At 75.4% G+C, this 20,319-nt stretch carries 22 protein-coding genes; 10 read left to right on the forward strand and 12 right to left on the reverse strand.

All coding sequences use genetic code 11. From position 1 onward, the window contains the following. Positions 1 to 62: 62 nt before the first annotated feature. Complete coding sequence (gene ddaH / locus IE330_RS14490; protein WP_373314650.1) at positions 63 to 890, reverse strand: dimethylargininase; 828 nt, start codon at positions 888 to 890, stop codon at positions 63 to 65. 164 nt (positions 891 to 1,054) lie between these two features. Further along, the gene (locus IE330_RS14495) at positions 1,055 to 1,234 is read right to left on the reverse strand and encodes a DUF6243 family protein (RefSeq protein ID WP_190136415.1); all 180 of its coding nucleotides are present in this window, start codon (positions 1,232 to 1,234) and stop codon (positions 1,055 to 1,057) included. A gap of 156 nt (positions 1,235 to 1,390) precedes the next feature. Between IE330_RS14495 and IE330_RS14500 the strand changes: the two genes are divergently transcribed. Further along, positions 1,391 to 2,023, forward strand: a complete 633-nt coding sequence (locus IE330_RS14500; protein ID WP_190136390.1) for a TetR/AcrR family transcriptional regulator — start codon at positions 1,391 to 1,393, stop codon at positions 2,021 to 2,023. Here the strand turns inward: IE330_RS14500 and IE330_RS14505 are convergent. Then, the gene (locus tag IE330_RS14505) at positions 2,010 to 2,933 is read right to left on the reverse strand and encodes a glycerophosphodiester phosphodiesterase (RefSeq protein WP_190136391.1); all 924 of its coding nucleotides are present in this window, start codon (positions 2,931 to 2,933) and stop codon (positions 2,010 to 2,012) included. The two genes, IE330_RS14500 and IE330_RS14505, sit on opposite strands and share 14 nt — an antisense overlap. Positions 2,934 to 3,103: 170 nt before the next feature. Between IE330_RS14505 and IE330_RS14510 the strand changes: the two genes are divergently transcribed. Beyond that, the gene (locus IE330_RS14510) at positions 3,104 to 3,850 is read left to right on the forward strand and encodes a bifunctional DNA primase/polymerase (RefSeq protein ID WP_190136392.1); all 747 of its coding nucleotides are present in this window, start codon (positions 3,104 to 3,106) and stop codon (positions 3,848 to 3,850) included. A 27-nt stretch (positions 3,851 to 3,877) separates the two neighbouring features. Here the strand turns inward: IE330_RS14510 and IE330_RS14515 are convergent, their stop codons facing one another. From IE330_RS14515 to IE330_RS14535, 5 genes are all read right to left on the reverse strand, one after another. Then, positions 3,878 to 4,852 (reverse strand): SCO2278 family lipoprotein, encoded by a 975-nt coding sequence (locus tag IE330_RS14515; protein ID WP_190136393.1) that lies wholly within the window; start codon positions 4,850 to 4,852, stop codon positions 3,878 to 3,880. Between the two features lie 13 nt (positions 4,853 to 4,865). Next, complete coding sequence (locus IE330_RS14520; protein WP_190136394.1) at positions 4,866 to 5,639, reverse strand: FTR1 family protein; 774 nt, start codon at positions 5,637 to 5,639, stop codon at positions 4,866 to 4,868. 80 nt (positions 5,640 to 5,719) lie between these two features. Further along, entirely contained in the window at positions 5,720 to 6,574 is an 855-nt protein-coding gene (locus tag IE330_RS14525) for a heme ABC transporter ATP-binding protein (protein WP_190136395.1), read from the reverse strand. After that, complete coding sequence (locus tag IE330_RS14530) at positions 6,571 to 7,665, reverse strand: FecCD family ABC transporter permease (protein ID WP_190136396.1); 1,095 nt, start codon at positions 7,663 to 7,665, stop codon at positions 6,571 to 6,573. The genes IE330_RS14525 and IE330_RS14530 overlap by 4 nt, the downstream gene beginning before the upstream one ends. Next, positions 7,662 to 8,699, reverse strand: a complete 1,038-nt coding sequence (locus IE330_RS14535; protein WP_229925639.1) for a heme/hemin ABC transporter substrate-binding protein — start codon at positions 8,697 to 8,699, stop codon at positions 7,662 to 7,664. The genes IE330_RS14530 and IE330_RS14535 overlap by 4 nt, the downstream gene beginning before the upstream one ends. 106 nt (positions 8,700 to 8,805) lie before the next feature. Here IE330_RS14535 and IE330_RS14540 point away from each other — a divergent pair, with 106 nt between their 5' ends. The 3 genes from IE330_RS14540 to IE330_RS14550 all read left to right on the forward strand — a co-directional run bounded on the left by IE330_RS14540 (position 8,806) and on the right by IE330_RS14550 (position 13,003). Continuing rightward, on the forward strand, positions 8,806 to 10,413 hold the full coding sequence (locus tag IE330_RS14540) for an HtaA domain-containing protein (RefSeq protein WP_190136398.1): 1,608 nt from the start codon (positions 8,806 to 8,808) through the stop codon (positions 10,411 to 10,413). A 201-nt stretch (positions 10,414 to 10,614) separates the two neighbouring features. Continuing rightward, positions 10,615 to 12,207, forward strand: a complete 1,593-nt coding sequence (locus tag IE330_RS14545; RefSeq protein WP_190136399.1) for an HtaA domain-containing protein — start codon at positions 10,615 to 10,617, stop codon at positions 12,205 to 12,207. A 136-nt stretch (positions 12,208 to 12,343) separates the two neighbouring features. Beyond that, positions 12,344 to 13,003, forward strand: coding sequence for a PhzF family phenazine biosynthesis protein (locus tag IE330_RS14550; protein WP_190136414.1), 660 nt, complete (start codon positions 12,344 to 12,346; stop codon positions 13,001 to 13,003). 28 nt (positions 13,004 to 13,031) lie between these two features. On the opposite strand, the gene IE330_RS14555 is transcribed toward IE330_RS14550, so the two are convergent. Together IE330_RS14555 and map are read right to left on the reverse strand one after the other, a co-directional pair. Continuing rightward, entirely contained in the window at positions 13,032 to 13,772 is a 741-nt protein-coding gene (locus IE330_RS14555) for a biliverdin-producing heme oxygenase (protein ID WP_190136400.1), read from the reverse strand. 125 nt (positions 13,773 to 13,897) lie between these two features. Then, the gene (gene map / locus IE330_RS14560) at positions 13,898 to 14,755 is read right to left on the reverse strand and encodes a type I methionyl aminopeptidase (protein WP_190136401.1); all 858 of its coding nucleotides are present in this window, start codon (positions 14,753 to 14,755) and stop codon (positions 13,898 to 13,900) included. A 57-nt stretch (positions 14,756 to 14,812) separates the two neighbouring features. On the opposite strand from map, the gene IE330_RS14565 reads away from it, so the two are divergent. Beyond that, the gene (locus tag IE330_RS14565; RefSeq protein ID WP_190136402.1) at positions 14,813 to 15,046 is read left to right on the forward strand and encodes a hypothetical protein; all 234 of its coding nucleotides are present in this window, start codon (positions 14,813 to 14,815) and stop codon (positions 15,044 to 15,046) included. An 866-nt stretch (positions 15,047 to 15,912) separates the two neighbouring features. On the opposite strand, the gene IE330_RS14570 is transcribed toward IE330_RS14565, so the two are convergent. Then, positions 15,913 to 16,524 carry a hypothetical protein gene (locus IE330_RS14570; protein ID WP_190136403.1) on the reverse strand — a complete coding sequence of 204 codons (612 nt, stop codon included), beginning with the start codon at positions 16,522 to 16,524 and terminating at the stop codon, positions 15,913 to 15,915. 79 nt (positions 16,525 to 16,603) lie between these two features. On the opposite strand from IE330_RS14570, the gene IE330_RS14575 reads away from it, so the two are divergent. From IE330_RS14575 to IE330_RS14585, 3 genes are all read left to right on the forward strand, one after another. After that, positions 16,604 to 17,713 (forward strand): sialidase family protein, encoded by a 1,110-nt coding sequence (locus IE330_RS14575; protein ID WP_190136404.1) that lies wholly within the window; start codon positions 16,604 to 16,606, stop codon positions 17,711 to 17,713. A gap of 127 nt (positions 17,714 to 17,840) precedes the next feature. After that, on the forward strand, positions 17,841 to 18,545 hold the full coding sequence (gene npdG, locus IE330_RS14580; RefSeq protein WP_190136405.1) for an NADPH-dependent F420 reductase: 705 nt from the start codon (positions 17,841 to 17,843) through the stop codon (positions 18,543 to 18,545). 89 nt (positions 18,546 to 18,634) lie between these two features. Next, positions 18,635 to 18,829, forward strand: a complete 195-nt coding sequence (locus IE330_RS14585) for a hypothetical protein (protein ID WP_190136406.1) — start codon at positions 18,635 to 18,637, stop codon at positions 18,827 to 18,829. Here IE330_RS14585 and IE330_RS14590 read toward each other — a convergent pair. Beyond that, positions 18,819 to 19,613 carry a site-2 protease family protein gene (locus tag IE330_RS14590; RefSeq protein WP_190136407.1) on the reverse strand — a complete coding sequence of 265 codons (795 nt, stop codon included), beginning with the start codon at positions 19,611 to 19,613 and terminating at the stop codon, positions 18,819 to 18,821. The two genes, IE330_RS14585 and IE330_RS14590, sit on opposite strands and share 11 nt — an antisense overlap. 217 nt (positions 19,614 to 19,830) lie before the next feature. On the opposite strand from IE330_RS14590, the gene IE330_RS14595 reads away from it, so the two are divergent. Continuing rightward, a partial coding sequence (locus tag IE330_RS14595) for an AfsR/SARP family transcriptional regulator (protein WP_190136408.1) occupies positions 19,831 to 20,319 on the forward strand: 489 nt, incomplete at its 3' end.

Below are 20,319 nucleotides of genomic sequence, written 5' to 3' on the forward strand. Positions count from 1 at the left end.
CGCCGCCGCGCCGGCCGGGCGAGGGGGAGGCGGGCGGCCGGGGGCCGCCCGCGCGGGCAAGGTCAGTGCTGCCGCAGCTCCTGCGTGCAGCACTTGACGCTGCCGCCGCCCTTGAGCAGCTCGCTCAGGTCCATGCCGATCGGCTCGTAGCCGCGGTCGCGCAGCGGCTGGAAGAGACCGACGGCGGCCTGCGGGAGCAGCACGTGCAGGCCGTCGGAGACCGCGTTCAGGCCGAGCGCCACCGCGTCCGGCTCCTCGGCGATCAGCGCGTCGGGGAACAGCCGCCGCAGCACGGCCTGGCTGCCGGGCGAGAACGCGCCCGGGTAGTACATGACGTCGTCCGTCGCGTCGTCCAGGACCGCGAGGGCGGTGTCCAGGTGGTAGTAGCGCGGGTCGACGAGGTCGAGGCCGATGACGGGGCGGCCGAAGACCTCCTGGGCCTCGCCGTGCGACAGCGGGCTGGCGCGGAAGCCGCGGCCCGCGAGGACGTACGACGACGTGACGGCGAAGTCCCCCTCGCCCTCGTTGATGTGGGTCGGCTCGTGGACGTGGCGGAAGCCGTGGGCGCGGAACCACTCCAGGTGCGCCGCGGCCTCCGGCTGCCGCTCGGGGTAGGCGAAGCTCGCGCCGAGGACCCGGCCGTCGACCACGGTGGCGCCGTTGGCCGCGAAGACCATGTCCGGCAGGTCGGGGCGGGGTTCGAGCTCCTCGACGGTATGGCCGAGCGAGCGGTAGCGGTCGCGCAGGTCTTCCCACTGGGCGACGGCCAGCGGGACGTCCACGGGCTTGGCGGGGTCCATCCACGGATTGATGGAGTACGTGACCTTGAAGTGCACGGGTGGGCACATCAGGTAGCGCCGGGGTGTGGCGCGCCGGGCGACGTGATCCAACGAAGGCTCCTCACGAACCGCAGGGGCTGTTGCTGCCCATGGTGAGGTCTGAGGAGCCTTCGCGCAGTGTTCTGTCGCTGTCCAACTGCGGTGTGGGCGGAGAATTGCTCACGAATCGAACGTTCCGGCGGACGATTGCCCGCCCGGGCGGGGACGTCCGGGGCTCACGACCCGCCGCCCGCCGCCCGGTTCTCCTGGAGTCTGCGCAGCAGTTCGCGCTTCTGCGCCTGGGGGCTGAGCCCGCCGCCGGGGCGCCCCGCGCCGCTGCCGCCGCGCAGTGCCTTGCGCGACAGGTTGCTGCGCGTGCCGCCGACGCCGAGCATGCCGGATCCGCCTCGCGCCATGGTGGTACCTCCGTGATCGTAGGGGCGTCACCGACGAGACGGGGCGTCTCGTCGTACATCGAAGATAGCCGAGACGTATCGTCTAGTCCAGTCATTTCCGAGGCGCGCGGGGCATGGTGAGACGCGGCGTCTCGTGGCGCTGCTACATTCGACGGCATGGCCCAGAAGACCGCACCTGACTCCACGCGCCGCAGCGAGCGTTCGCGCCGCGCGATCTACGACGCCGCTCTCGAACTCGTCGGCGAGGTCGGCTACGGCAAGATGACCATCGAGGCCATCGCCGCCCGCGCCGGCGTCGGCAAGCAGACCATCTACCGCTGGTGGCCCTCCAAGGGCGCCGTGCTGCTCGACGCCTTCCTCGACCTCGCCGAGCAGGCCAACGCCCAGCTCAGCGAGAAGGCCGGCCTCGCCGAGCCCGCGCAGGACATCCCGGACACCGGTGACCTGGAGGCCGACCTCAAGTACGTGCTGCGCGCCACCGTCGACGAGATGACGGACCCCAAGTTCGACGCCCCGGCCCGCGCGCTCGCCGCCGAGGGGGTCGTCAACGAGCAGCTCGGCGCCGACTTCGTCGAGAAGCTCCTCGAACCGCAGCTCCAGCACTACGTGCGGCGGCTGCGCGCCGGCCAGGAGCGCGGCGAGGTCGCCCCCCACGTCGACGTGCGCATCGCCCTCGAACTGTGGACCGGCCCGCTCGCCCAGCGCTGGATGCAGCGCACCGGCCCGCTCAGCCACGCCTACGCCGACCGGCTCGTCGAGTACGCCCTGTACGGGATCACGCCCCGCTGAGCGGACGCCGCCCGGCGCGCTCACCCGGCGGCGCGGCCCCCGCCGCGGCGGCCCTTCCCGGCGGGCGCCGCTCCGCCTTCGCCCCGCCCGCGACCGGCGTCCGGGACAGCAGCCCGGGCGCGTCCGTGATGACCCCGTCGCAGCCGAGCCGGAGCACCCGGTCGCGCTGCGCCGGGGTGGTCACCGTGTGCGCCCACACGCGCGGGATGCCGGAGTTGACCGCCCGCCGCAGGTCCTCGTCGCGCGCCTTGTAGTCCACGTCCAGGACGTCGACGAACGGCGCCCAGCGCTCCGGGCGGTCCGTGCGGAGCTGGCTGCTCGACCGCCAGAGCTGCGCGAGCAGCCCGAGCCGGTGCGCGCGCCGGGCCACCCACGGCCGGTTGGAGTTCACGAACACCGACCGGGCCAGGCCGCGCGCGTGGATCATGTCGCTCAGCCGGGACAGGCTCCGCGGGTCCTTCGCCTCCAGCATCAGCATGACCCGCCCGCCGAACCGGTCCAGGACCTCCGCCACCGTCGGCGGCCGCTCCTCACGCCACCGCCCGGGCACGTGCGCGGGCGGCCGCAGCCGTACGCGCTCCCAGTCCCGGGCGGTCAGCGCGCGGACCGGGCCCCGGGCGTACGTCGTGCGGTCCAGGGTCGCGTCGTGCATCACCACCAGCGTGCCGTCGCGCAGCATCCGCGTATCGGCGTCGATGACCTGCGCCGTGCCCCGCTCGACCGCCGCGACCAGGCCCGACATGCTGTTCTCCGGCACCTCCAGGGCGCCGCCGCGGTGGGCGGTGTAGACGAGCGGCGGCAGCGCGTCCACGGTGAGCGGGCCGCCGCCCCACTCCAGCGGGGCCAGGAACGCGGAGGGCCCGGTGAGGGCCAGGGCGGTGACGCCTGACAGCACAGTCCGTGTGACCATGGCGACCACCGTAGGAGTGGAAAACGGCTCTTCGCCCGTATTGACGCGGTATGTCACCCACCGCCTTGCATCACCCCAGCTACCCCGGATGTGGGCTACGGCCCCCCGAGGAGCAGGATGGTGCGACCATAGGTCATGCTGTTCCGCACGACGGCGAGGTGAGGGGATAGATGGGCGCAGAGTTCGGCCGGACGTCCGGCGCGCAGAGCAGGATCTCCCAGTGGCTTCGCCGGCGCTCCCGCGCGGACGCGGACGGTGAGGCCGAGGGCGCGCGCCGTGAGGACCTGCTGCTCGCCGTCGCCGCCGCGGGACTGCCGCTCGCCCCCGCCGCGCACCCGGCCGGGTACCGCTGCTCCTGCGACCGCATCGGCTGTCCCACGCCCGCCCGCCACCCCGTCTCCTTCGCCTGGCAGACGCAGTCCACGACGGACCGCGCGCAGATCGAGCGCTGGGCCCGGCACCAGCCGCAGGCCAACTTCATCACCGCCACCGGCATGGTGCACGACGTCCTCGACGTGCCCCTGGAGGCCGGGCGCGCCGCGCTGGAGCGGCTGCTCGCCCAGGGCGTCGAGGTGGGGCCCGTCGCCGAGTCCGACGGGGCGCACGACCAGGGCCGGATGCTCTTCTTCACGGCGACGCGGGGCACGCCGGAGGACGAGGACGAGTGGTGGCCGTGCGAGCTGGACTGCCACCCCGAGACGATGGACGAGCACCCGGGGCTGCGCTGGCACTGCCGCGGGTCCTACGTGCTCGTACCGCCGGCGCGGCTGCCGGGTGACCTCGGGGTCCGCTGGGTGCGGGGGCCGGAGTTCCCGCTGCCCGACCCGCTGACGCTCCTGGAGATCCTCACGGACGAGTGCGCGCGGTACGCGGGGGAGCCCCGGGAGGACGTCGCGGCCTGGCCGCTGCGGGGCTGAGCCCCCGGCGCTCCCGGGTCCGTGCGCCTACTCGCCCGTCGCGCCCACCAGGCCCTGCATGCGGCTGAGTATCTTCACCTCGCCCGACCCCTCGGGGGTCAGGGAGACCTGGTTCGAGACGCGCTCCAGCGTGACCGACTGCTTCGCCTCGCCCTTCATCAGGGCCTTGACGTCCGGCTGCACGGGCACCGTGAGGCCCTTGGACGCGGTCTGCTTCTCGTAGTGGTGGGTGGAGAAGAAGACGAGCGCGCCGCCGTCACGGGTGCGCAGCCCCACGGGCGCGAACGCGCCGGTGTTCTGCGGCTGGTCCAGGTACTGCACGGCCAGGCCGAGCCGCTTCTTGTTCCGGTCACGGGCCGCCTTCCACTGCGAGGTGTGCGGGCCCGGCGCGAACGTGTCGCCGCCCGACCGCAGATACGCCGTGTACTCCTTGCCGAGCCGCCGGGGCGCCACCGCGAGCCCGGCCCTGCCGGCGGCGACCGGCTCCGCGTACCCGTCCTCGTCCTTCTTCAGGGCGGGGATCCGCTCCGGCAGCACCAGGTTCAGGTACGCGGCCTCCCACGGCTGGTCGTTGCCGCCGCGGGTGAAGACCATCAGCCAGCGGTAGCCGTGCGGCTTGCGGTTGCCGAGCGCGTCCACGACGAAGAACCGGGGCCAGCCCGCCTTCTTGGGGATGGAGTACCGCACGTCCGTGAACGCCAGCGGCACGTGCCGGGGGTTGCCGCCCGGGTGCTGGGCCTGCCGGGCCTTCAGACCCGCCTGGTTGATGGCCCCGAGCGGACCGGTCACGCGGGCCGCGTCCAGGGCGGGGTCGTACGCCTTGTCGGCCGCGTTGTAGGCGCGCAGGAAGTCCTTGACGGCGCGGGCGGCCTCGGGCTTCGTCGCCGCGGGGACGACCTCCCGCTCGCCGTGCACCGTCACGCACCCGCTCGCCGTCACCGACAGGGCGGCCACCGCTGCCGCCGAGGTGCCGAGCCGCCTGAGCCTGCGAACCCTGATCATGGGACCCCTTCACCTACCCCTTACCGGGCCCGAACCCTACCGGTGGCCCGTCCGGCGCGAGCATGCGGGAGCGCGCCAGCACGAGCACCGGCACCAGGTACAGCGCCCACACCGCCGCCTGGAGCGCCGTCGGGCCCGGCTGGAAGCCGCAGACGCCCTGCAGCAGCGCCCCGTACCAACTGTCCGGCGGGACCGCGGCCACCACGTCGAACGCCCGGGTTTCCAGGCCCCCGACGCGCCCCGCCTCCTGGAGGTGGCGCACCCCGGAGGCCAGGCCGCCCGCCGCCACCAGGGCGAGCGGCACCCCCGCCCAGGCCCCGGGCAGGCGGGCCGCCCCGCGGGCGAGCAGCGCCGCGAGCACCGCCGCGGTCAACAGGCCGAGCAGCAGCCCCGCCGACGGCGCGCCCGTGCCCTCGCGTGCCGCCCGCACCGACTCCCACAGGGACTCGGAGGTCACCAGGCCCTCGCGGGCCACGCCCAGGAAGGCCGCCGCGGCCCACGGCGCCGCGTCCCGCCGCGCCCGCACCACCAGCCACGTCAGCGCCCCGGCCGCGAGCACCGACAGGACGCCGCCCAGGGTCTCGTGGGCGAGGTACGTCAACTCCCGCGAGCCGAAGGTGAACGCGCAGCCGAAGCCGAGGCAGAGCGCCCCCGCGGCCCCGGCCCCCGCGGCCACCGGGCCGCGCGCGTCCCGCCGCCGGGCCACCGCCGCGTACGCGAGCAGCAGGCCCACGGCCACCGCCGCTTCGAGCCCGCCGCGCAGCCCGGTCACGTACGTCCCCCACATCGCCCCGTGCCTCCCCCGTGAACAGCGCCGCCGGGAGCCGGACCGTGCGGCCCGGCGTCGAACGCGCGCACGAGGTGAATCTAGGCGGAGCGCCGGGGCGCGACCAGCGTGGCCCCCGTGCGGGGGTGCGGGAACACCTCGACGGGCTGCTGGTACACGTCGGAGAGCAGGGTCTCCTCGAAGACGTCGCCGGGCGCGCCGTCCGCCGCCACCCGGCCCGCGCACAGCACCACCGCCCGGTCCGCGTACGCCGCCGCGAGCCCCAGGTCGTGCAGGACGACGACCACGGCCACGCCCGCGGCGGCCCGCTCCCGGCAGATCCCGAGGACCAGCTCCTGGTGGCGCAGGTCGAGCGCGGCCGTCGGCTCGTCGAGCAGCAGCAGCGGCGTCCGCTGGGCGAGGACGCGGGCCAGCGCGACCCGGGCCCGCTCGCCGCCGCTGAGCGCGGAGAACGGCCGCCGGGCGAACGCGCCGGTCTCCGTGGCCGCCATCGCCGCGCGGACGGCCGCGTCGTCGTCCTCCTCGCGGCGCGTCCCGGCCCAGGGCGCGCGCCCCATCCGGACCACGTCCTCGACGGGGAAGGGGAACGACAGCGTCGCCGCCTGCGGCAGCACGGCCCGGCGCAGCGCGAGGTCGGCCGCGGACCAGTCACCGGCGGCCCGGCCGCAGATCCGTACGGCACCGGAGGCGACGGGCAGGTCGGCGGCGAGCGCGGCCAGCAGCGTGGACTTGCCCGCGCCGTTCGGGCCGACGAGGGCGAGGACCTCGCCCGCGCGAGCGGCCACCGAGGCGCCCCGGAGGGCAGCGCCGCCGCCGAGGTCGAGCCGAACGCCGGCGGCCTCGGCGAGGACGTCGCCCGGCGCGGCCGGCTCGGGCAGCGCGCGCTCCCGGGCCCCGAACAGCCGCCTGCCCGCCCGGCCGATCACGGTGGTCATGCCCAACCCCCTTGCCCGCGGCGGGTCCTGCGCAGCAGCCAGAAGAAGAACGGGCTGCCGAGCAGCGCGGTGAGCACGCCCAGCGGCAGCTCGGCGGGCGCGGCCACGGTCCGGGCCGCGAGGTCGGCGCCGACGAGCACCACGGCCCCGCCGAGCGCGCTGCCCGGCACCAGGAAGCGGTGCCCGGGCCCGGCCGCCATCCGCAGCAGGTGCGGCACGAGCAGCCCCACGAACGTGATGACCCCGGCCACCGCCACGGCGGCGGCCGTGAGCAGCGCCACCACGAGCACCAGGACCATCCGCAGCCGCTCCACGTCCACGCCCAGGTGGCGCGCGGGCCGCTCGCCGAGCGCCAGCAGGTCCAGCTTCCGCGCGGACAGCGGCGCGAGGAGCAGCCCGGCCGCCGCGCACGGCAGCACGGCGAGCACCTTCGGCCAGGTGGCCTGGGCGAGCGAACCGAGCTGCCAGAACGTGATCTGCGAGACCTGCGCGGTGTCGGCGAAGAACAGGAACAGGCCGATCAGCGCGCCCGCGAAGGCGTTCACGGCGATGCCGGTCAGGATCAGCGTCACCACGTCCGTACGGCCGCCCTCGCGGGACAGGACGTACACGAGCAGCACCGTCACCAGACCGGCCACGAAGGCGAAGACGGTGACCGTCCAGGTGCCGAGGAAGGTCAGGCCGAGCGCGATCGAGGCGACCGCGCCCACGGCCGCGCCGGAGGAGACGCCGATGACACCCGGTTCGGCGAGCGGGTTGCCGAACACGCCCTGCGTCAGCGCGCCCGCGCACCCCAGCGCGGCGCCCACCAGCAGCGCGAGCACCACCCGCGGCAGCCGCACGTTCCACAGCACGCTCTCCGGCACCCGGTCGAGGGCGTGCCCGCCGAGGCCCACGCGGTGCCGGACGGAGGCCAGGACGTCGCCGAGCGGGATGTCGTACGCGCCGAGGCCCGCGGACAGCAGGCACAGGACGGCGAGCGCGGCGGCGAGGGCGGCGGCGAGGAGCACGGGGGCCCGGCGGCGTCCGCGCGGCGCCCCGGCCGTGTCCTGCGGGGGAGCCGCATCGACGGGCCCGGCGGCGACCGTCACCTGGCGTCCTTCCCGTGGAGCTGCTCGACGAGCGAGGCGAGCACCCGGTCGGTGCGCGGGCCGTAGTTCAGCAGGACCCCGTCCTCCACGGACACCACGCGGCGGTCCATGCCCGCGGGCGTCTCGGCGACGCCCGGGATCTTCACCAGGCCGTCGACACCGCCGACGGAGTCGAGCCCCTTGGACATCACCAGGATCGCGTCGGGCGCGGCCTTCGCGAGGGCCTCGCTGGTGAGGGGCGTGAAGTCCTTGCGCAGGCCGGACGCCTCGCCCGCGTCGACGGCGCCCGCCGCCTCCAGGAGCGAGCTCGCGCCGGAGTCCCGGCCGCCGAGCAGGTAGACGGAGGCCGAGCCGCGCAGATAGAGGAAGGCCACGCGCGGCTTCTTCCCCCGGCTCGGCGCGGACGCGCGCACCGTGGCGATCCGCTGTTCCGTACGGGCCGTCAGGGCCCGGCCCGCCTTCGGTACGCCGAGGGCCTCGGCGACGGCTTCGATGCGCGGGCCGACGTCTTTCAGGCCCTTGGCCGGGGCGAGGACGACGACGGGGACGCCCGCGTCGCGGATCTGGTCGAGGGCCTCGGCGGGGCCTGTGGTGGTCTCGGCGAGGACGACGCCCGGCTTCAGCGAGAGCACGCTCTCCGCCGACACGTCGTGCGCGCGGGTCACCACCGGCAGGTGCCTGGCCTGGTCGAAGGTGGCGGTGATGTCGCGCGCCACCACGCGCCCGCCGAGGCCGAGGGTGAACACGATCTCGTTCAGGCCGCCGCTGAGCGGCACCACGCGGCGCGTGTCCTCGACCGTGACCCTCCTGCCGTCGGCGGAGTCCACGGTCACCGGGAGCCGCGCCGTCGGCGGCCGGTCCGCGAGGGGTTCGACACGGTCGGCGCGGACGCCTTCCGCCCGTGGCCCGGCGTTCCCTGAACCCCCGTCACCGGAGGTTCCGCACCCGGTGAGGGTGAGGGCGAGGGTGAGGGCGAGCAGGGCCGCCGAAGTGCCGGCCGTCCGGAGTGAGCGCGGTCTGCGCGGGCTGCGCACCGAAGTCCACCGTCCTGTCGTGTGGTTGCCGTGGTTCCCCCTGAGGCAAGGGTAGTTTAGGTTAGCCTTACCTAAGGATCTAGCCCGCCAGCACTGGAGGATCCCCATGCCGTCGTCCAGACCGTCGCGTCCGCGCCACCGCGGCGCCCGCGCCGGAACCGGCGCACGCGGTCTCCTGGCCGTCGTCGCCGCCCTCGCCGGAGTCGCCGGGGCCCTGCTCCCGGCGGCCGCGGCCCGCGCCGACGCCCGGGACGTCCAGGGCGGCAGGCTCGACTGGGGCATCAGGTCCTCCTTCCAGAGCTATGTCACCGGGCCGGTGGCGCGCGGCAGTTGGAGCCTGCAGGGCGGCGCCGCGACCGTCGGCGGCAGCCAGTTCCGCTTCCACTCGGCGACGGGCTCCTACGACCCGGAGAGCGGCGCCTTCCGCGCCGCCTTCTCGGGCGGGGTCCACTTCACCGGGCACAAGAAGGGCTCGGCGTACCAGCTCGACCTGACGGTCAGCCGGCCCACGGTCGCCGTCTCCGGCGGTTCCGGCACGCTCTACGCCGACATGGTCAGCAAGGAGAAGGCCACCGGGAAGCTCACCTCGGCCCGGCAGGTGCCGCTCGCCTCGCTCGACCTGTCCGGCATCGCCATGAAGGGCGGCACGGGACCGATCGCCCTGACGAACGTCCCCGCCACGCTCACCGCGCGCGGCGCCGAGGCCTTCGCGGGCTACTACCCGGCCGGCACGAAGCTCGACCCGGTGAGCCTGTCGACGGACCTCGCGGCCCGCGCCGCCACGGAGCCGCGCGCCGAGCCGTCCGGGAAGCCCGGGAACCCCGGGAAGTCCGCGGGGGAGAAGCGCGACGGCACCGACGGCACCGAGGGGCGGCGGACCGGGGCGGCCGGGCGCTTCGAGGACGCCGCCGTCGTCGACTGGGGCGTGCGCCGCACGTTCCGCGAGTACGACTCCGGCTCCCTCGCCAAGGGCGGGTGGACGCTGTCCGGCGGCGCCCAGGACGGCGGCGCGCTCTTCCGCTTCCCGCGCGGCGAGGGCACGTACGACACGAAGAGGCGCACCCTCGACGCGCGCTTCGCCGGAGCCGTCCGCTTCACCGGCCGCCACGGGCTCGACCTCCGCATCGACCGGGTCGCCGTCGGCGTGAAGGACGGCAAGGGCACCCTCTACGCCGACGTCACCAGCGCGGACTTCACGCGGAAGAAGGCCCCGCTCGTCACCTTCACCGGCCCGGCACTCGCCCGGCTCACGCCCCGCGACGGCCTGATCGCCGTCACCGAGGCGCCCGCGAAGCTCACCGCCGACGGGTCCAGGGCCTTCGGCTCCCTTTACAAGGCGGGCACCGCGATGGACCCCGTCTCGCTGGCCGTCGCCGTCGACGAGAAGGCGGAGCTGCCCGCGCTGCCGGACCTCGGCTCGTCCGCGCGGGCCGGATCCGGGCAGGCCGCGCCCGACAAGGCCGGGCAGCCGCGGTCGGAGGAGGCCGCCGCCGGGGAGGCCTCCGCCGACGACGCGTCACCCGCCCTCCCGATCACGCTCACGGCCGTCGCCGCCCTGCTGGTGGCGGGCGCGCTCGGCTTCGGCGTCACGCGGCGCCGGGGCGCGGGCCGGGCCGACGCCGGGGCCGGGGCCGGGGCTGGCGTTGACGGGGCGGCTGTGGCGGGCGGGGTGGCTGAGCCCGGCGACGGGGCTCCGGCTCCGCCACGGGAGTAGCGGCCCCCTCGCGGGGGCGGCCGCGCGGGACGGGGCTGTCTCCGCCCGGCGACGCCCGCGGCCCGCGCCTCCGCCCCGCACACCCTCGCGCACCCGCACCCGCACCCGTACTCCTGCACCCGCATCCGCACCCGCACTCGTACTCGCGCCCCCACCCCCACCCCCACCCCATCCCTCCGTCCCCCGAGGAGAAGACCGACCATGGCAGCCATCCGCCGCCCCCTCATCCGCGCCGCCGCCATAGCGACGGCCGCCACGCTCGGCGCGAGCGCCCTCGCGCTGCCCGCGTTCGCGGCCGATGAGCCCACCGCCGGAGCGACCCCCGACACGTCCGCGGCCGACAAGTCCGCACGCGAGAAGCCCGCGGCCCACAAGTCCGCGGCCGACGAGCCCGCCGCCCGCGCCCCGCAGGCGCCGACCGTGTTCAGCCTCGCGGGCGGCACCCTGGACTGGGGGCTGAAGAAGTCGTTCCGCACGTACGTGAAGAGGGTGGCCGCGGGTGAGATCACCACCAGCGGCGGTGCCACGCAGGCCCCGGGCAACGGCGCGTTCACCTTCGGCGGCGCCAAGGGCACGTACGACCTCGGCAGCCACGCCCTGACGGCCGCCTTCCAGGGCGGTGTCCGCTTCACCTCCACCGCGCACCGCTTCGACATCACCCTCGCGGACGTGAAGGTGCGCACCCGCGGCACGACCGGGGCCATCCAGGCGGACGTGGCGCTCAACGGCGCCCGGCAGAACGACATCGACCTCGCCACGCTCGACCTGACCGGCGTCCGCCCCGGCCAGGGCGAGGGCGGCACGACCGTACTCAAGGACATCCCGGCGAAGCTGACCGCCGCCGGGGCGAAGGCCTTCGACGGCATGTACCAGGAGGGCGAGGTGCTCGACCCGGCCACCCTCACCGTGAAGCCCGGCGCGCCCGTCCCCGACCCCGACCCGAAGCCGTCGCCGAGCACCCCGGCGAAGCCGCGCCCCACCAAGACCCCGACCGCGAAGCCCACCCCGACGGCCGGGCCGACCACGGCACCGGCCAGGCCGAAGAAGGTCGTCGGCGGCACCCTGTCCTGGGGCCTGAAGGAGAGCTTCCGCCGGTACATCGCCGCCGGGGGCACGGTCACCACGGCCGGCGGCGCCAAGAAGAAGGCCAACGGCTACGTCTTCCCGTACGCCAAGGCCACGTGGAACGCGCGCGCGAAGACGGTGGACGCCTCCTTCGGCGGCAGCGTGCGGTTCCGGTACCGGGCGCACGGCATCGACATGACCTTCAGCGACCTCAGGATCAAGGCCAGGGGCGCCAAGGGCACGCTGTACGCCGACGTCAAGGCGCAGGGCCGGACCGCGGGCGACGTGAAGTTCGCGACGCTCGACCTCTCCCGGGTGTCGTACGCGGCGAAGAACGACGTGGTGCTGCTGAGCAAGGTGCCCGCGAAGTTCACGGCGGCCGGTGCCGAGCAGTTCGCCAACGACACCATGGGCTCCCCCTACCGCGCGGGCGACCGGATCGACCCGGTGACGGTCGAGCTCAAGCTGTCCGCGGGGGCGCGCACCGCGTCCGCCCCGGACGACGCGGGCTCCGGCGGCGCCGGTGCGGCGTCGACCGGCACCGGCGGAACCACCGGCGGCACCGCTCCGGCGGGGTCCGTGGGCGGCGGCGCCGGGTCCCTGGCGCGGACCGGTACCGGGGCGCCCTCGGGCGCGCTGCTCGGGGTCGCGGGCGCGGTCGTCGCGACGGGCGCGGGCGCCGTGTACGCGGCGCGGCGGTGGGGCCCGGGCCACGCGGCCCGGGTGTGACACCCCTTACTCCCCACCTGGCGCCGCGGGTCCACGCGGCGCCAGGTGCTTGAATGCCCGCGTGACCGAACGCGCACCTGATGTCCCCGGCACCTCCGGCGGCCCCGGCGTTCCCGAGGCCCCCGGCGTCCCCGACGTGCACCAAGGGGTCGACGTCCTGCGGGTCTTCCGCGGGCCCGACGGGCGGTACGGCAACGAGCTCGGCGTCGTCCGCGACGGCGGCCGCGTGCCCGGCCGCGCGGCCCGGCAGGCCCTCGCCGGGAAACTCGGCTTCAGCGAGACGGTGTTCGTCGACGACCCCGAGCGCGGGCACATCGACATCTACACCCCCACCACGCGGCTGCCCTTCGCCGGGCACCCGTGCGTCGGCGCCGCGTGGCTCCTGGACCTGCCGGAGCTCGTCACCCCGGCAGGGGTCGTCGCGGCGCGCCACGACGGGGAGTTCACCTGGATCGCCGCGCGGGCGCGGTGGGCCCCGGCGCGGACGCTGCGCGCGTACGCCTCCGCGGCCGAGGTGGAGGCGCTCGCGGTGCCGCCCGCCGGGGAGTGGGTCTACGCCTGGGCGTGGGAGGACGAGGCGGCCGGGCGGGTGCGGGCGCGCGGCTTCCCCGGGCGGAACGACGGCGTCGCCGAGGACGAGGCCACGGGGGCGGCGGCCCTGCTCCTCACCCACCAGTTGGGCCGCGCCCTCAACATCACGCAGGGCCGCGGTTCGCAGATCCTCACGGCGCCCGGGCCGGGCGGGCTCATCGAGGTGGGCGGCCGCGTGGCCCTGCCCGGGCATCCGGCCCTGTGAACGGGGGCCCGGCCCGGGGCGGCCGGTCCTAGGCGGCCCGGGGGAACTCCTCGCCCAGGGCGCGGAAGACGGCCGTGTTCAGGGCGAACGCGCGCTTGCACTCGTCCACGATCCGGTGCCGCTCCAGTTCGTCGGGGACCACCACGTCCAGGCGGTCGAGGAGCTCCCGGTAACTCCGCTTGAACGCCGCCGGGTTGGCGATCCCCTTGAAGACGTAGAACCGCACGCCGTCCCCCTTGCGCGCGAAGCCCCACGCCTTCTCGGCCCGGCCCCGGATGATCTGCCCGCCGGAGAGGTCGCCGAGGTAGCGGGTGTAGTGGTGCGCGACGTAGCCGCCGGGCCAGGTCCGCACGCACTCCTCGATCCGCGCCGCGTACGCGGCCGTCGCGGGCAGCGGGGTGGCCCGCTCGCGCCACCCCGCGCCGCGCAGGTGGGCGAGGTCCCGCTCCAGCTCGGCGACGCGCTCCAGCTCGGCCTTGAGGAACGGCCCGGCGACGGGGTCCTCCCGCAGGGCCTCGACGCCGTCCTCGAGCGCCCGGTACACGAACCAGAGCTGTTCGGTGTACCGCGCGTACGCCTCCACGCCGAGGTGGCCGCCCAGCAGATCGCTCATGAACGTCGAGGTCTCCGCCTCCGTGTGCTGCTCGTGGGAGGCGGTACGGATGACGGCCGAGAACGGCGACGGGACCGACGAGGACGACGAGGCCGGGGAGGACGGGGAGGACGGGGAGGGGGACGGTGCGGTGGGCTGGGGGATCGCCGAGTCCATGCGGACCTCCGGGTGCCGAGAAGGGCGGGGAACCAGTGTGGCCGTACCGATCATCCGAGTTAGGCTTACCTAAGTCAACTGGTTCCCGACACCCTGTCGGCAAAAACGTTACCCGCCCCGCGGGCTCACGGCAGCGTGAGGATCTCCGCCCCGCTCTCCGTCACCACCAGCGTGTGCTCGAACTGCGCGGTGCGCTTGCGGTCCTTCGTCACGACGGTCCAGCCGTCGTCCCACATGTCGTACTCGTGCGTCCCGAGCGTCAGCATCGGCTCGATCGTGAAGGTCATGCCCGGCTGCATGACCGTCGTCGCGTGCGGGCTGTCGTAGTGCGGGATGATCAACCCGGAGTGGAAGGACGTGTTGATGCCGTGGCCGGTGAAGTCGCGGACCACGCCGTAGCCGAAGCGCTTGGCGTACGACTCGATGACGCGGCCGATGATGTTGACCTGGCGGCCCGGCTTGACGGCCTTGATGGCGCGGTTCAGGGACTCGCGGGTGCGCTCCACGAGCAGCCGCGACTCCTCGTCCACGTCGCCGACCAGGTACGTCGCGTTGTTGTCGCCGTGCACGCCGCCGATGTACGCCGTCACGTCGAGGTTCACGATGTCGCCGTCGCGCAGCACGGTCGAGTCGGGGATGCCGTGGCAGATGACCTCGTTGACCGAGGCGCACAGCGACTTGGGGAAGCCGCGGTAGCCCAGCGTCGAGGGGTAGGCGCCGTGGTCGCACATGTACTCGTGCGCGATCCGGTCGAGCTCGTCGGTGGTCACGCCGGGCGCGATGGCCTTCGCCGCCTCCTCCATCGCCCGCGCGGCGATGCGGCCCGCCGTGCGCATCAGCTCGACGGTCTCCGGGGTCTGCACCTCCGGCCCGGTGTACGGCGTCGGCGCGGGCTTGCCGACGTACTCCGGACGCCGGATGTTCCCGGGCACGGAACGGGTGGGAGAGAGCTCCCCTGGTACGAGCAGTGACTGGCCAGACATGCCAGCGAGTCTAACGAGCGGGGACGGGGCAGCATGGCGGGGAAGGAAGGAGCCGACATGCCCCTGTTCAAGCGGCGGACCACCGGCAAGCCGGGCGAGTGGTACTACTGCCTGGAGCACCGGAAGGTCGAGGAAGGGCCCGACTGCCCCGGCAAGGACCGGTTCGGTCCGTACGCCTCCCGCGAGGAGGCGGCGCATGCGATGGAGATCGCGGCGGAGCGGAACCTGGAGTGGGAGGGGGACCCACGCTGGCACGACGCGGCCGCGCCACGGCGCGACGGCGAGGCTTAGCGCGGCCACCCCTGGCCGCGCACCCTCGGCGGGGCCTGCCCAGCCGGGCCTGCCGCCGAGCGCGGGCCCTTGGCGGGGCCGGGCCGCGCCGCCGCTGGGCGGGGCCGCGCCGCCGCTGCGCGGCAATGCTTGCCCACCCCCCGCCCGTCTCACCCCGCCTCCAGGCGCGGCCCCGACGCGGAGCGCTGTCCCGCCGTCGTCGGCTGTCCGCCGCTGCGCGGCGGATGCTTCCCGCCCGCCCACCCGTGACGCCCTGCCTCCAGGCGCGGCCCGGACGCGGAGCGCTCTCCCGTCGTCGTCGGCTGTCCGCCGCTGCGCGGCGGATGCTTCCCGCCCTCCCACCCGTCACACCGCACCCTCTGGCGCGGCCCCGACGCGGAGCGCTGTCCCGCCGCGTTCGGCTGCCCGCCGCTCGCTGTCTGCTGCTCGGCATCAAGGCACGCGAGGCTGTGCCCAGCGGGACGATTGCCACCGGCCCTGACAAGCCGAGGTGACACGGGTGGGCGGGTGGGAGAAAGCGCACGACGGCGGGGAAAGCGCTCTGCGTCGGGGCCGGGCGGGCGCAGCCGGGGTGGTACGGGTGGGTGGGTGGGAGAGAACCCGCGACGGCGGGACAGCGCTACGCGTCGGGGTCCGGCAGGCGCAGCCGGGGTGGTACGGGTGGGTGGGTGGGAAGGGACGTACGACAGCAGGGTCGCGCACTGCCTCCAGGGCCGGTCCCAGCGGAGGGCCGGGCGCGGCGCAGCAGCCCCGGTGCCAGGGACGAGCGTGCACCTCCCCGGTGCCAGGGTCGAGCGTGCACCTCCCCGGTGCCGGGGTCGAGCGTGCACCCCGGTGCCGGGGGGCGGCCCGGCCGGGGCAGGGGGTCACCAGCGTGGGGGTGGGGGAGACGTCAGGTGGTCCGCGAGGCGGGAGAGGCGGTCGCGTAGGCGGTGGCGGGGCCGGGGCGCGGGCAGGCCGTTCTCGCCCGCCGCGGCGCTCACCAGGTGCTGGACGGTGTCCAGGTCGAGATCGCCGGCCCGCGGCACGGCGAGGGCCTCGTGGGCCAGCGCCCCGAGCTCGTCCGCCGCCGCGCCGTCCGCCCCGAGCGCGAACACCGTCGCCCCCGCGCGCCGCGCGTCGTGGACGCGGGAGAGCAGCTCCGGCGCGGGCGCGCCGGGCGCCACCACCAGCAGCGTCTCCCCGCGCCGCGCCGCCTCCACGCGCCCGAGCCCCGCCGACAGGTGCGCGGGCGCGCCGGGGCGCGGCCGGTAGCTGATCAGGGTCGGCGTCAGCTCCGGCGTGCCGGACCAGGCGGCCTCGTCGGTGAGGTGCGCGGCCAGGTGCCACGGCTCGTACTCGGGCGTGCCCACGAGGAGCAGGCCGCCGCCGTGCGGCAGCACGCTGGCGCGCAGCGCCCCGGCGAAGCGGCGCGTGGCGCCCGGCCACTCGGTCCCGTCGAGAACGTCGCGCAGCAGCGCGACCCGTACCGCGTCCATGCGGCGCATCCTGCAGCACGAAGCCATACGTACAGCGGGAGTTCACCCCGAATTCCCCCGGGATGGGGAAGGGGCGGGAATGGCAGTGGAGACAGTTGAGACGTCCGTCCCGTTCCGGGCGGGCCGCGAAGGGTACGCCAGCTTCCGCATCCCGGCGGTCGTCGTCACGCACGACGGCACCGTCCTCGCCTTCTGTGAGGGCCGCGTCGGCTCGCAGGAGGACCACGGCAACATCGACATCGTGCTGAAGCGGTCCGCCGACGGCGGCCGCACCTGGGGCCCGCTCCAGGTCGTCGGCGCCAACGGCACCGACCTCGCCGGGAACCCGGCGCCCGTCGTCCTGGACACGGGCCGCATCCTGCTGGTGCAGGTCAGGAACGCCGCCAAGGCCACCGAGGAGGCCATCCGGCGCGGCCAGGTCGCCGCGGCCGACGGGCGCCGCGTCTGGGTGCAGCACAGCGACGACGACGGCCTCACCTGGTCCACGCCCCGTGAGATCACCAAGCAGGTGAAGCGGTCGCACTGGCGCTGGTACGCGACCACGCCGGGTCACGCCCTCCAGCTCACCGGGGGCCGGGTCGTCGTCCCCGCCAACCACTCGCTGCCGCCGACCGGTGGCGACACCGGCACCGAGGGCCGCTACAACGGCGGCCACAGCCTGCTCAGCGACGACCGCGGCGAGAGCTGGCGCATCGGCTACGTCGACGACAACGTCAACGGCTACATCAACGTCAACGAGACCACCGCCGCCGAACTCCCCGACGGCCGCGTCTACTTCAACACCCGCAACGACTCCCCGGCCCCCGGCAACCGCGCCGACGCCCACTCCCGCGACGGCGGCGCCGGCCTCGTCAAGCCGTTCCGCCCGCAGGCCTGCCTGGCCGGGCCGGTCGTCGAGTGCAGCGTGCTCCAGCTCCGCGACCCGGACCTGCTGCTCTTCTCCGGCCCCGCCGACCCCGCCGCCCGCGCCCGGATGAGCATCCACAGGAGCGACGACGACGGCACCACCTGGTACCCCGTGCGCACCGTCGACGGGCTGCCCGCCGCCTACTCCGACCTGGCGCGCCTCGACGCGTCGACCCTCGGACTGCTGTACGAGACCGGGGACTTCGGCCCGTACGAGACGATCACCTTCCGGCGCGTGCCGCTCGACCTGCTCCGCCGCCCCCCGGCCGACCCGCTGCCCTGACCGTTCGGCCCGCTGCCGCGACCGTTCGGCCCGTTCCGCTGACCGGGGACTCGGGCCCCGGTACACGCGGGGCTCCAGCCGCGCCGACCGGCACCGGCCGTCGTACGCGCGGACGTAAGGTCTGACCATGACTTCCACGGAAAGTGTGCAGAAGGCCCCCGCCAAGGACCCCTGGGACCTGCCCGACGTGTCCGGGCTCGTCGTCGGCGTCCTCGGCGGCACCGGGGACCAGGGGCGCGGGCTCGCCTACCGGTTCGCCCGCGCCGGGCAGAAGGTGATCATCGGCTCCCGGGCCGCCGAGCGCGCCGAGGCCGCCGCCGCGGAGATCGGCCTCGGCGTCGAGGGCCTGGACAACGCCGAGTGCGCGCGGCGCAGCGACGTCGTGATCGTCGCCGTGCCCTGGGACGGCCACGCCAAGACCCTCGAAGCGCTGCGCGAGCCGCTCGCCGGCAAGCTCGTCGTCGACTGCGTGAACCCGCTCGGCTTCGACAAGAAGGGCGCCTACGCCCTCACCCCGGAGGAGGGCAGCGCCGCCGAGCAGGCCGCCGCCCTGCTGCCGGAGTCCCGGGTCACGGCCGCCTTCCACCACCTGTCGGCCGTGCTCCTGCAGGACGCCTCGGTCGAGGAGATCGACACGGACGTCATGGTGCTCGGTGAGAGCCGCGCCGACACGGACGTGGTGCAGGCGCTCGCCGCCCGGATCCCCGGCATGCGCGGCGTCTTCGCCGGGCGGCTGCGCAACGCCCACCAGGTCGAGTCCCTCGTGGCCAACCTGATCTCCGTCAACCGGCGCTACAAGGCGCACGCGGGGCTGCGCGTCACCGACGTGTAGCCGGGTGCGGGCGGCGGGCCGGGCATGGGGGACACTGGTGCGGTACGTCCGCCCGGAATGCCCCGCGCTGTGAACAGGAGCCGCACCCCATGCCCCGCCTCGCCCTGTACGCCCTCGTCGTCTGCGTCCTGTCCGTCGCCGCCGCCGTGGTCTCCTTCGCCAAGGGCAGCATGCTCGGCATCGTGTGGGTGCTGCTCGCGGGCCTGTCGTCCAACATGACCTGGTACTACTTCCGCCGCGCCCGGGCCGGGCGGACGGCGGGGGAGGCCACCGCTAGCCGGTGATCTCCGGGACGTCGGGGGTGCCCTGCCAGAAGCGGTAGAGGCGCTGCCCCCAGTACGTGTCCCACTCCTCGACGCCCAGGCCGCGCAGGATCGCGTCCACCGCGTCGAAGAACGCCTCGTTGACCTCCGGGATCCACAGGATGCCGAACACCGCGAGCAGGCCGAACGGCGCGAACGGCTCCACCTGGCGACGAATCGAGTACGACAGCCACGGCTCGATGACGCCGTAGCCGTCCAGGCCCGGCACCGGCAGGAAGTTCAGGATCGCCGCCGTCACCTGGAGCAGCGCGAGGAACGCCAGCGCGTACCGGAACGTGTCCGGGACGCCGTCCAGCGCGTCCAGCCAGAACGGCGCCGTGCACACGACCGCGAACAGGGCGTTCGTCAGCGGGCCCGCCGCCGAGATCAGACTGTGCCGCCAGCGGCCCCGGATCCGCTCCCGCTCGATGAACACCGCGCCGCCGGGCAGGCCGATCCCGCCCATCACGACGAAGAGGACCGGCAGCACGATGCTGAGCAGCGCGTGGGTGTACTTCAGCGGGTTCAGCGTGAGGTAGCCCTTCGCGCCGACGGAGATGTCGCCGCCGTGCAGGGCCGTGCGGGCGTGCGCGTACTCGTGCAGGCACAGGGACACCACCCACGCCGCCGTCACGAACAGGAAGACGGCGAAGCCCGGGTTGTCCGCGAACCCGGTCCAGGCGGCCCAGCCGCTCACCGCGGTGACGGCGGCGATGCCGAGGAAGACGGGGCTGACCCGGCGGTCGCCGTGGGTGTGGCCGGTCATCGTGCGGAACTCCCGGGGTCGTGCGGTGCCGTACGCCCGGCGCGGGCGTCCCAGGCCACACCACCCGGCGCGGCCTGCCCGACCGTACAGCAGGAGTACGGGAACGTCCGGGGACGGTGCCGCGGTTCCCCGGCGGCGGCCGGGCGCGGCCCGGGTCGGGCGCCGCGCGGGCGGAGCCCGAACTCGGGTGCGGGGCGCGAGCGGTGACAATGGGAGCGTGCGCTACCGCGTTCTAGGCGTCACCCGGGCCCTGCGCCCCGACGGCACCCTCGTGCCCGTCGGCGGCGCCCGGCTGCGTGCCCTGCTCGCGGCGCTCGCCCGGCGGCCCGGGCGGACCGTGCCGGCCGCCGTCCTGGTCGACGACGTGTGGGGCGACGCGCCCCCGGCCGACGCGCCCGGCGCCCTCCAGGCCCTGGTCGGCCGGTTGCGGCGGGCGCTCGGCGCCGCCGCCATCGCCGCGGCCGAGGGCGGCGCGTGGGTCCGCGCCGCCCCCGACGACGTGGACGCCTACCGCTTCGAGCGCCTCGTCGGCGAGGGCACCCGCGCCCTCGCCGACGGGGACCCGGCCAAGGCCGCCGCCGCGCTGGACGACGCGCTCGCCCTCTGGCAGGGCGAGGCCTTCGCCGACCTGCCGGAGCGCGCCGCCGAGGCGTCCCGGTGGGCGGCCCGGCGCCTGGAGGCCCGGCGCGCCCGGCTCGCGGCGGCC

Origin of the sequence: Streptomyces longispororuber, from assembly GCF_014656095.1 — a bacterium.
GTDB classification, from domain to species: Bacteria; Actinomycetota; Actinomycetes; order Streptomycetales; family Streptomycetaceae; genus Streptomyces; species Streptomyces longispororuber.